The following is a 10721-nucleotide window of genomic DNA, read 5'->3' as shown; positions in this document are numbered from 1 at the left end:
GTAGCGGCATCGTAGGTAAAGCCCGCGTGCTCGCTTTTATACCCGCCATGGGCCGGAATATAGCCCGTCAGGCCCCGTGCTTCCAGCTGCTCGTAGTTCTCGCCCGAACAGTAGCCCGCATCGGCCACAACAATGGTCATGCCCATCCTAAAGGTCTTCAGTCGCTGCTGGGTCGCGTCCACGATGGCGAGCAGATAGCGGCTGTCGCGCCAGTCGGCTAGGTCCGCGTGGATGTGGGTGATCACGTGGTGCGCCGTATCGACGCTCACACTGGCCGTATAGGCTAAGATGCGGGGCTTGCCCGACTTGAAGGCAATGCGCGCCTCGGGATCAGAAGGGCTGTAGTGCGTGAGATTGCTGACGAGTTGCCCTGGTTTGTTGGGGGCTGCTTTTAGAATGGCGGCGTGGAAGCGTTGGATATGCTTTACGCGGTCAGGCGTCGCCGTGATGCGGGGCGCTTGGCCATCACTTATGGTGGGGCCCGCCCCGGCCGCCCCACGGGAACGCTTGGGCTGGAGCCGGCTCATGGAGGCGTTGGCTTTGATGTAGGCCGAGTCCAGCACCTGGGTATGGCCACTGACCAGGCCCTGCTGGATGCACAAGCCTACCACGTGCGTAAAGCAGGCTTCGAAAACCGATATGGGGAGGCGTTGCCGCGTCCGCGAGACGGTACTATGCCAGGGCAGGGGCTGCGCGAAGTCATACCCGAGGAAGGCGCGGATGCCCAGATGCAGCTGGGCCAGTTCCAGCAGCTTGCGATCCGAGGTAATATTCTCCAAGTGACCCACTAAGAGCAACTTGATGAATACGACGGGATCAAGCGAGGGCCGACCGCCAGAGCTATAGAATGGGGCAAAAAGTGGCCACACGAAGCTGAAATCGACGGTCTGCAGCAGTTGCTGGTAGAAATGGCGTGCGGGCACCAGTTTCAGCAACGATGTCCGAATGGGGTGAAAGCCGAGCATACGCTACTAACTCACACGCCCCCACGATGTTGACTTTTGCAACAGCCATTAACTTTATGTAAAACGACTTTTACACGATCAACCGTAAGTGGATCAAATTGCTGGTATGGCAGAAAAGCCTAATAACTAAGAAGCCCTGCAGAAAAGCCCTGGCGGTTGAGCCAGGGCTTTGCCAAAGTAGAAGGAGTCGACGCGCTTACCGAGCCAGCTGTTCCAACGCCGCCTTAAACTCGGGCGTGTCGTACTCGGCCATGCCCTCGTGGCGGACCGCTACCTGCCCCTGCGGGTCCAGAATCACCGTAGAGGGCAGGGCGTTGGAGTCAAACGGGGCCGGCAGCGGGCCGGTCGGCAAGTACACCGGGAAGGTGTAGCCCCGGCGCTGAATCATGGCCCGGGCCTTGGCCGGGTTCTCGTCCAGCGACAGCATCACGAAGGCCACTTTCTTGGGGTCCATCTTTTTGTACAACGCGTGAATACCGGGCATCTCGGCTACGCAGGGCGGGCACCAGCTGGCCCACAGGTTCACGAACACCACTTTGCCCTTCAGGTCGCTCAGATTAACGTGCTTGCCGTCGAGGGTAACTAGGGGCAGGTTGTGCGGGTATGCGCTAGCGTTTGTAGATGAAACGGGCGTGGAAGCGGGTGCCGCCACCACGGCCGGTACTTCGGCCTTCCACAGGCCCGTGGCCAGCAGGCCGCGCTGCAGGCCGCCTAGTACGGGGGTGCGCAAGGGCGTGAATAATATCAGGGCAAACAGGGCCAGGGGCAGCCACTGCAACAGGGATTTACGCTTCATGATTAGGGAATTTACGTCAGCAACAACAAACAAATGAAAAAACGTTCATATATCATATCCCCGCGGGCTTGGCCTTGTCTACCGTGAGGGGCTGGCCGTCCGGCACCTGCTCGCCGGCCTCGCGCACCAGCTCATCGCCGGGCGCCAGCGGGCCGAACACCATCACCGTGTCGCGGCTCAGCAGCTGGCCCTTGCGCACGGGCACCCACTTGGCGCGCCCTTGCTGCACGCGTACCACCTGGGCCTGCTGGGGCGCATCCGGGGTGGCAAACACGGCCGAGGTCGGCACGGCGACGGCTTTCGCCTCGGTGGGCAGGGCCACCAGCACCTGGGCGTACATGCCCGCTTTCAGGCGGCCGTCGGCGTTGGGCACGTCCATCTCCACCAGCTCCGAGCGCACGGTCTGACTTAGGCGACTCGCGTTGCGGCGGAATACGCCCGTGAAGGTCTGGCCGGGAAAGGCCGGCACCGTGAAGGGCACCGCCGCGCCCAGCTGCAGCCACTGGCCGGCGGCGGCTTCGGGCACGGCTACCTCCAGGCGCAGGGTCCGGCTGTTTTCCAGCGAGAACATCGGCGCGGACGGCTGGCCACCCCCCGGCCCCACCAGGGCCCCGGCCGACACGTTGCGGGCCGTGATGGTGCCGCTGAACGGGGCGCGCACCACCAGGTAGTTGCTCAGCTCCCGGCTGGCCTGCAGTTCGGAGTAGGCCGCCTGCCCGTTGGCCTGGTCGGCCTGCATCTCGGCGCGGGCCCGCTCCAGGTCGTTGGGCGAGATGGTGCCCGGCTCCTGGCTCGTGCGCAGCAGACGCTCGTAGCTGGCCTTGGTGCCGGAAAGCTTGGCCTGCGCGGCCTGCCAGCGCGAACGGGCGCGGGCCAGCTGGGCGGCCAGCTCCGGCGCTTCGAGCACGGCCAGGGTCTGGCCCTTGCTCACGCGCGAGCCCCGGTCCACGAGTACTTGTTTGACAAAAGCGCCCACGCGGGGGAAGAGGTCAACTTGCTCATAGGGCTTGAGCTCGGCGGGCAGCCGCAGCCGGCGCACGGCCGGGGCCGCGCTCAGCCGGAAGGTGGTGACGGCGGCCGGAGCAGTCGGCGTGGGCTTGTCGGCCGCGGGCTCCGAGGCGCCGGACGAGCAGCTGCCTAGCGCGCCGCTCAGCAGCAGGCCCGCCGCCAGCAGGGAAGCGGTTTGGGTCGAACGGGCAATCAATTTCAGGAAGGCATTCATAGTCAGTCAGTCGAAAAAAAGAGAAGATTAAGCGGCCTGCCGGGTACGAGCGGGCAGCAGGGAGAGGGATTCGTAGCCCACCCGGCGCATGGCCCAGCCAAACACGTGGGGCAAGACCAGCAGCGAGGCCAGCGTGGAGGCGATGAGCCCGCCGATGACGGCCTGGCCCAGCGGGGCAATTTGGTCCCCGCCCTCGCCCAGGCCCGAGGCCATGGGCAGCATGCCGGCAATCATGGCGATGCTGGTCATCAGAATAGGCCGGATGCGGGTATCGGCGGCTAGGCGGGCGGCCAGCGCCACGTCGCGGTGCTCGTGCCGCAAGTGGTCGGCGCTGGTGATGAGCAGGATGGCGTTGGCCACCGACACGCCCACGCTCATAATCATGCCCATGTAGGACTGCAGGTTGAGCGTGGCCCCCGTGGCCAGCAGCAGCAGCAGCGAGCCCGCTACCACGGCCGGCACCACGGAGAGTACCACCAGCGAGAGGCGGAACGACTGGAAGTTGGCGGCCAGCAGCAGGAAAATCACCACGATGGCCATGCCCAGCCCGGTCTGCAGGCTGCGCATGGTTTCTGCCAGCAGCTGGGGCTGGCCCACCAGATTCGCCACTACCCCGCGCGGGGGCTCCCCAACTTGTTTCAGGGCCTGGCGCACGGCCTTCGCGGCGGTACCCAGGTCCCGGTCCTGCACGTTGGCGGTGATGCTGACCAGCCGGTAAGGCCCCTGGCGGTCAATCTGGCCGGGCATCATCCGCGCCGACACCGTGGCCACCTCCCCGATGGTGGGGCGGGCCTGCCCGGGCTTGACGGGCAGCGCCTCCAAGTCCTGGAGCTGGGTGAGCTGGTCTTCGGGCAGCTGCACCTGCACCTGGTAGCCCAGGCCGGACTTGGGGTCGAGCCAGAGGTTTTTGCTCGTGAAGCGCGAGGAGGACGTGGCCGCCACCACCGACTGGGTGATTTCCTGGCTGGTAAGCCCGAACTGGGCGGCCCGCTCCCGGTCCACGTCGATGCGCAAAGCCGGGTACTGCAGGGGCTGGGCAATCTGCACGTCGCGCAGGTAGGGAATTCGCTTCAGCTCGGCCATAACCTTGCGGGCGTGGCCGGCCGCTTCCTTGAGGTTTTTGCCCCCCACGTTCACCTGGATGGGCGTGGGGGCCCCGTCGCTCATCACCTTTTCCACCAGCTCAATGGGCTCGAAGCTTAGCTGCAGGCCGGGGTGGGCCTGCCTTACGCGCCCCCGTAGCCGCTCCTTGAGCTGGCTCAAATTCACGTGCACGCCCTCTTTCAAGGCCACCTGCATCAGCGCCTCGTGGGGGCCGGCGGTGAAGACGAACACGGAGTTGACGGCGAAGCTGGCCGGCTGGGTGCCCACGAAGGTGGAGCTGATTTCCACGTTGCCGGGGCCGACTTCTTTATTGATAATCGCCTGCACGGCCGCTACCGTCTGCTCGGTTTTCTCCAGGCGGGTGCCCACCTTCTCGCGCAGCCGCAGCTGGAACTGCCCGCTGTTGGCCTGGGGGAAGATGTCGGTGCCGATGAAGGCGAACCCCGCTCCTACTACCAGTATTGATAAGACAAGGTAGCCCAGCACCACGCCGCGCTGCCGGCCCTGGGCCCGCACGAGCAGGCGCTGGTAGCCGGCCTGGAAGCGGGCGAAGAAGCCAGGTTTCTCATCCGGGTCGTCGTGGCCACCAGCCGGCGCGTGGTCCTTCATCAGCCAGTTGGCCATGACCGGCACGAGCGTCTGCGAGAGCAGGAACGAGGCCACCATGGCAAAGCCCACGGCCAGCGACAGGGGCAGGAACATGGCCCGGGGCACGCCTTCCATAATCAGGGCGGGGGCGAACACGGCCAGGATGCAGAGCAGAATCAGCAGCTTGGGCAGGGCTATTTCGCGGGCCGCGTCCCAGATGGCCTGGGCCTTGGGCTTGCCCCGCTCCAGGTGCTGGTGAATGTTCTCGATGGTCACCGTCGCCTCGTCCACCAGTACGCCGATGGCCAGGGCCAGCCCCGACAGGGTCATGATGTTGAGCGTCTGCCCAAAGAGCTGGAGCAGAATCACGGCCGACAACACCGAGAGCGGAATGGTGGTCACGACGATGAGCACGCTGCGCCAGTCGCGCAGGAACAAGAGCACCATCAGCCCGGTGAGCACCGCGCCCAGGATGCCCTCCGTGACCAGGCTTTTGAGCGAGTTGGCCACGTAGGTCGACTGGTCGAAGGCGTAGCTGAGCTTCACGTCCTCGGGCAGCAGGGCCCGCAGGGTGGGCAGCTTGTCCTTGACCTGCTGCACGACTTTGAGCGTGGAAGCGTCGGCCTTCTTGATGACGGGCAGGTAAATGGCTCGCTTGCCGTTGATGACGGCGTAGCCCGTGGTCACGTCGGCGGCATCCTCCACCGTGGCCACGTCGCGCAGGTACACGCCCGGCCCGGCGCCGGTGCGCAGGGGCACGTCCAGAAAGTCGGCGGGGTTTTCAATCAGCGAATTGACCGGGGCCATGTAGGCCACGTCGCCCATCTTAACGTTGCCGGCCGCCGAGGGCTGGTTGCTGCTGACGATGGCCTTCACCACGTCGTCGGGGGTGAGCTGGTAGCCGCGCAGCTTGGCCGGGTCGGCCTTGACCACGATGGTGCGGATGTTGCCGCCAAACGGGGCCGTGGACGTGACGCCCGGAATGGTGGTGAACATGGGCCGGATGCGGCTGGCGGCCAGGTCCTGGAGCTGGGTGAGCGAGCTTTTGTCACTTTCCAGCACCAGCTGGCCCACGGGCAGGGAGCTGGCGTCGAAGCGCACCACCTGCGGGGGCAGGGTGCCCGAGGGCATGAAGGCCGTGGCCCGTGACACCTGGGTGGCCACCTCGGCGGCGGCCTGGGCCATGTCGGTGCCGGGATAGAAGGAGAGCTTAATCAGGGTCAGGCCCTGAATGCTCTTGGTTTCAATCTTCTTGACCCCGGACACAAACAGGAAGTTGTTCTGAAACTGATTAGCCATGAAGCCGTCCAGCTGCTCGGGCGAGAGGCCCCCGTAGGGCTCGGCCACGTAAATGGCCGGCACGTCCATGCTGGGGAAGATGTCCACGGCAATGTCGCGCACGGCGGCGAAGGCAAAAAAGAGGATGGCCAGCATGGCCACCACCACAGTGAGGGGCCGCTGTAGGGCCGACCGGATAAGTTCGTACATGCGGCTAGGGATTGAGTCGGGTTTGAAACAGGGAGAAGTCCCCGGTGCCGGCGGCTTGCAGCAGCAGGGCCTGCCAGGCGTTGTTCACGGTCAGGGCCTGGTCCTGCTCGGCCTTTTGCAGGTTGTAGAGGGCCTGGGTGAGATCGGTGATGGTGGCCAGGCCGGAGTTGTAGAGGGCCAGCTTCTGGCGGTAGGCCTGGGCGGCGGCGGCGAGCTGCACCGGGGACTCGCGCACCCGCTCGGCGGCCAGCCCGATGCGCTCGGCGGCTAGCAGCTGCTGGTTGCTCAGCTCCAGCTGCTGCTGGCGCAAGTCCAGGGTCAGGGCCTGGGTGCGAAACGCCTCGGCGCGGCCCTGGGCCCGCAGGCGGGGCAAATCCAGCAGGTCGAACACCAGCCCTACCCCCACGGCATAGTTGAAGCGGGTGGGCGCGGCCCCGGTTACGCCGTAGTCGTAGCGGCCGTCGGCCCCCACGCCGGTGCCCCGGCCCCAGGTGCCGCCCAGCAGCGCCAGGCGCGGGCGGTAGCTGCGGCGGATGATGGTTTCGCGGGCCTGGTTCAGCCCGATGGCCCGCTGCTGCAGGCGCAGCGCCGGGTGGCCGGTGGCAGCGAAAGCCGCCACCCCGGCCGTGGGCAGGCGGTGGTTGAACACCGAATCGGGCTGCCACCGCTGGCCGGGTTGGCCCAAGAGGGTGGACAGGCGGGTCTGCCGCTCGGCTTCCAGCTCGCGGGCTTCCACCAGCGACAAGCGCGCCTGGGCTACTTCAGCCGCCGCCTGGGTGCTGTCCACGCCGGGGCGCAAACCGTGCAGGGTGAGGCGGGTGATGGTCTTTTTCAGGGTTTGCACCCGGCCCAGGTTTTTCTGGCGCACGGCCCGCAGGTTCTGCACGGCCAGCAGCTCCAGGTAGGTCTGGGCTACCCGCACCTGCTGGCTGAACCACTCGTTGTCGGCATCGGCCACGGCGTACTCGGCGGCGGCCCGGGCCCGGTTTAGCTGGGCACCGTACTGCCCGAAGGTGACGGGCGCCCATTCGGCATAAGCCGTGCTCACGCTGCCGAACACGGCCGCGGAGGAGTTAGCCGCCGCCGCGCCCCCCGTGGAGGGGATGACTGTGCCGTAGGGGAGAATGGTGCCCGCGGCCCCGTTGATGGTGCCGTAGCTTACCTGCTGGCTTAGCCGCACGGACGGCAGGCGCTGGGTGCGCACCTGCTGCACCTCGGCCTGGGCGGCCTGTACCTGCGCGGCTTTGGCCTGCAGGCGGGGGTAGCTGGCCCGGGCCATCTCCAGGGCCTGGACCAGGGAAACGGAGCGGGGCGGAGGGGCAGGGGCCTGGGCCCAGGCCGCGCTGGCAACAAGCAGCAGCGCGGCAGTGAGTGGTCGGCGCAGGGCGCAGGAGGGGAAAAGCCTTGCAGCAAGGCGGAGCAATACCATGGGTTCCAAAGAAAAAGTCAGAAATCCGGGCCGGCAGCGCACACGGGCGCCGCGGCCTGTTAAAGGCAGATTTGCGGGGTTTCTCAGGAAAAAGCGGGGGCCACCCGACAGAGGCGGGCAACAGATGGGGCCTGGTGCTGCACCGGCTTAAACGCCGCGGGCAAGGAAAGGTCAGGCCACAAAAAAACCGGTGGTCGCACCCATTACAGGGGTTCGACTAACCGGGAACATACCCCGGCTCACCTGCGCTTTTTCCTAAGAAAAGCGGACGGGTGGCGCCTTGTTGGGGTGGTTGGCAAGTGCCAGCGCGGGGCCGGCAGTGGGGCCGCGCGTGGGGTTGAGGGCCGGCTGGTGAGCCGGAAAAAGCAGCCCGAAATACAGGGCCATAAAGTCGCTGCCCAACGCGGCATCGAGCGGCAGCAGCTTCGCCTGGGCCAGCTGCTGCTTCTCCACTTTGGTATCGGCCTGCACAGTCTGCAGCTTCTTCTTGCAGGTGGCGCTGCGGGGTACTTCCTGACGAGTACCGCCACTTGCTGCTGCGCTGCCGGCTCCAACGGGCATGGGCTGGCAATGCAGGTAAACACCCGCATAAAGCAGCAGCAGCAAATGGGACAGCAGTCGTTGCATGGAGAAAGTTTCGCGGCACAAAGGTGCGCACTTTTTTCTGGAAGCCTGAAGAATGCCTGTGAAAGGCCCTGCTAAAGGCCCGAAGGTTGCAGCCAGGGCCCTTGAAATTATGCCGCCCCTAACGAGGTGCCCGCCGGGCAAAGTTCATTTCGGCGCGCACAGCTCAGGGAGAGGGGCATCCCTACACCATTAAAGCTCCTTTATTTCTTTACCGGTACAATGTGTACAGCGGCCAGCTTCGGCGGGGCCACGGTGCCGCGCCGCTTGAGCCCGGCTTCCACGACGTCGGTCACGCTCTGATCCCGTTTCTGAATGTTGCGGCCTTGGGCGAAAGTGGTGTAGTGGTGGATGCCTGTGAGCATGCCCGTATGCGTCACGACGCGGTAGCGGCGGTCCTGCGCCAGGGGCTGGCCGTTCACTCGTACTCCGCTCACCCGCCGGCCGGCGGGCAGGTTGAGGTCGGCGGTCCAGTCCAGGCCGCTGGATTGCAGCAGGCCGCCCACGCGGGCCAGGTCGGTACCGGGCTCCAGGTTGGTGGCGGTCTGCTCCAGCAAGGCGGTAAGTTGCGCACCCGTCAGCTCCAGCGTGGCCAGCTTGGACGGATGGGGGAGGAGGGTGTAGAGCATTTCGCGGGTGATGGGGCCGGGTTCCAGCGACACGCCGTAGCCCACGCCGGGCATGAAAGCTACCTCGGCGCCCGTGGCTTCGCGCAGCAGTTCGCCGGTGAGCTGGTCGAAGGGACTGGCCGACTTGTACTGCCGGCCGATGCGGCCCGTGGTGGTGGCAATTACTTCTTCTAACCGGGCGCGGTGCGGGGCCCGGAGCGAATCCACCAGCTCGGCCACGGCGGGGTCGGCAGGGTAGTCGGCGGTCCAGAGCGTGGGGGCGCCGCCGTCCACTTGAGTGATTTTCCCCGCTTTCACCTTCACCGTGAGCTGGCCCAGCACGGCCGCGTCGGACAGCGCCTGCACCAGCCAGACGGCACCCACCCGGCGCGGGGGGGCAATCCGGTCGTGGGAGTGGGCCCCCACTATCAGGTCGATGCCGGGCACCTCGCGGGCCAGCTGCTCGTCTACTTTGGTGCCCTGGTGCGAGACCACTACCACAATATCGGCACGGGCGCGCAGGGCGGGCAGGTAGCGCCGGGTGGCCTCGAGCCCGTTGCCAAAGGTCAGCTCCTTGGTGTTGTCGGGGTTGCCGGTCAGGTGGGTGTTGTGGTAGGCCAGCGCCAGCAGGCCCACGCGCACCCCGCCCAGGGTAATCACTGTGGTGGGGTCGCCGAGGAAGGGCTGACCAGTGGCCTTTTCTGTCACGTTGGCCCCGCGCAGGGGGAAGCGGGCTAGTTGCTGCAGCTCCCGGGTGCGGGCGCTGCCGTACTCAAAGTCGTGGTTGCCCAGGGCCATGAACTGGTAGCCCACGGCGTTCATCAGCCGAATAATGGCTTCGCCCCGCGTGAGGTTGCCCAGCAAATCGTCGCCGAAGGTGTCGCCGCCGTCCACGAGCAGCACGTTGCCGGCCCCGCGCTGCTGGCGTACCAGATGGACGGCCGTGGCCAGGTGAGCAAAGCCACCGACCTGCCCGGCGCGCTCAAATGAGCTGGGGGGCCGGCCGGCATCGCCGGTCTGAGCCGTGGCGTTGCCGGGCGAGACGGCAAAGGGCCGGTGCCGCCCGTGGATGTCGTTGGTGTGCAGGATGGTGAAGGTGCCCGTGGCCCGGCCCGTCACAGTACGGGTGCTCACCTGCTGGCAGCCGCTCAGCCCCCAGGTCGGGGCCAGCAGCACGCTAAAGGCTAACAGCCCGACTAAGGAGCGACTTAACCTGAAACCTGACCGGGATAAGAACTTTTGATCAAACGCTGGCATAGCTTTTTGATTTATTTTGGAACCAAAGTAAAGGAGAAGTTTGTATACATGAACAAATGACCATACATTTGCGTCACCTTATGACAACGACCAACGCCACCGCTGATTTAAACCTGACCACTGAGAAGATGGAGAAGGTGGCCTTTATTCTGAAGACCACGGCCCATCCCACGCGCATTGCCATCGTGCAGCTGCTATCGGCCACCGACAGCCTATCGGTGACGGACATCAGCGACAAGCTGAACGTAGAGCAAAGCCTGCTCTCCCACCACCTGACGGGCATGAAGCTCAAGGGCATTCTGAGCAGCACCCGCGAGGGCAAAAACATCTACTACTCGCTGAAAATGCGCGAAGTCATCGACGTGATTCAGTGCCTGGCCGGCTGCACGTTCCTGTAAGGACCGGCCTTTTTTTTGCTTAATCACATGAACAACCCTTCATAGCTACATACGTTCACCCGTTCATCCATGTTACACTACTTCGGCTACTTCGCGGCAATTTTCATCGGCCTCTCGCTGGGCATCATGGGCGGCGGCGGCTCTATTCTCACCGTGCCGGTGCTGGTGTATCTGATGGGCGTGAGCCCGGTGCTGAGCACGGCCTACTCCCTGTTTGTGGTGGGCTCCACCTCGGTGGTGGG

General features: G+C 65.4%; 8 protein-coding genes and 1 pseudogene. 2 read left to right on the top strand and 7 right to left on the bottom strand.

Annotated features, from left to right (window positions below):
- The 7 genes from H8B13_RS20905 to H8B13_RS20875 form a co-directional block, all read right to left on the bottom strand.
- On the bottom strand, positions 1-965 hold a 965-nt coding region (locus H8B13_RS20905; RefSeq protein ID WP_187312724.1), incomplete at its 3' end, for a transposase.
- Positions 966-1161: 196 nt separating this feature from the next.
- Positions 1162-1761, bottom strand: coding sequence for a TlpA family protein disulfide reductase (locus H8B13_RS20900; RefSeq protein ID WP_187312723.1), 600 nt, complete (start codon positions 1759-1761; stop codon positions 1162-1164).
- Positions 1762-1813: 52 nt separating this feature from the next.
- Positions 1814-2983, bottom strand: a complete 1170-nt coding sequence (locus tag H8B13_RS20895) for an efflux RND transporter periplasmic adaptor subunit (protein WP_187312722.1) — start codon at positions 2981-2983, stop codon at positions 1814-1816.
- 27 nt (positions 2984-3010) lie between these two features.
- Positions 3011-6163, bottom strand: a complete 3153-nt coding sequence (locus H8B13_RS20890; protein ID WP_187312721.1) for an efflux RND transporter permease subunit — start codon at positions 6161-6163, stop codon at positions 3011-3013.
- A gap of 4 nt (positions 6164-6167) precedes the next feature.
- Positions 6168-7592, bottom strand: a complete 1425-nt coding sequence (locus tag H8B13_RS20885) for a TolC family protein (RefSeq protein WP_187312720.1) — start codon at positions 7590-7592, stop codon at positions 6168-6170.
- Positions 7593-7847: 255 nt separating this feature from the next.
- Positions 7848-8219 carry a hypothetical protein gene (locus tag H8B13_RS20880; RefSeq protein WP_187312719.1) on the bottom strand — a complete coding sequence of 124 codons (372 nt, stop codon included), beginning with the start codon at positions 8217-8219 and terminating at the stop codon, positions 7848-7850.
- Positions 8220-8419: 200 nt separating this feature from the next.
- Positions 8420-10000 (bottom strand): bifunctional metallophosphatase/5'-nucleotidase, encoded by a 1581-nt coding sequence (locus H8B13_RS20875; protein ID WP_187312718.1) that lies wholly within the window; start codon positions 9998-10000, stop codon positions 8420-8422.
- Between the two features lie 161 nt (positions 10001-10161).
- Between H8B13_RS20875 and H8B13_RS20870 the strand changes: the two genes are divergently transcribed.
- Positions 10162-10479, top strand: a complete 318-nt coding sequence (locus H8B13_RS20870) for an ArsR/SmtB family transcription factor (protein ID WP_261990510.1) — start codon at positions 10162-10164, stop codon at positions 10477-10479.
- Between the two features lie 69 nt (positions 10480-10548).
- Positions 10549-10721: pseudogene (locus H8B13_RS21460) on the top strand (sulfite exporter TauE/SafE family protein); the annotation flags it as partial.

The organism is Hymenobacter sp. BT188 (assembly GCF_014333585.1).
Lineage (GTDB): Bacteria > Bacteroidota > Bacteroidia > Cytophagales > Hymenobacteraceae > Hymenobacter.
The sequence above is the reverse complement of the archived record's forward strand: the minus strand, read 5'-3'. Positions and strand labels throughout refer to the sequence as shown.

Coding starts and splice junctions, on each gene's coding strand:
- H8B13_RS20890 (WP_187312721.1), bottom strand. CDS start 6,163: ATGTACGAACTTATCCGGTCGGCCCTACAGCGGCCCCTCACTGTGGTG.
- H8B13_RS20885 (WP_187312720.1), bottom strand. CDS start 7,592: ATGGTATTGCTCCGCCTTGCTGCAAGGCTTTTCCCCTCCTGCGCCCTG.
- H8B13_RS20880 (WP_187312719.1), bottom strand. CDS start 8,219: ATGCAACGACTGCTGTCCCATTTGCTGCTGCTGCTTTATGCGGGTGTT.
- H8B13_RS20895 (WP_187312722.1), bottom strand. CDS start 2,983: ATGAATGCCTTCCTGAAATTGATTGCCCGTTCGACCCAAACCGCTTCC.
- H8B13_RS20870 (WP_261990510.1), top strand. CDS start 10,162: ATGACAACGACCAACGCCACCGCTGATTTAAACCTGACCACTGAGAAG.
- H8B13_RS20900 (WP_187312723.1), bottom strand. CDS start 1,761: ATGAAGCGTAAATCCCTGTTGCAGTGGCTGCCCCTGGCCCTGTTTGCC.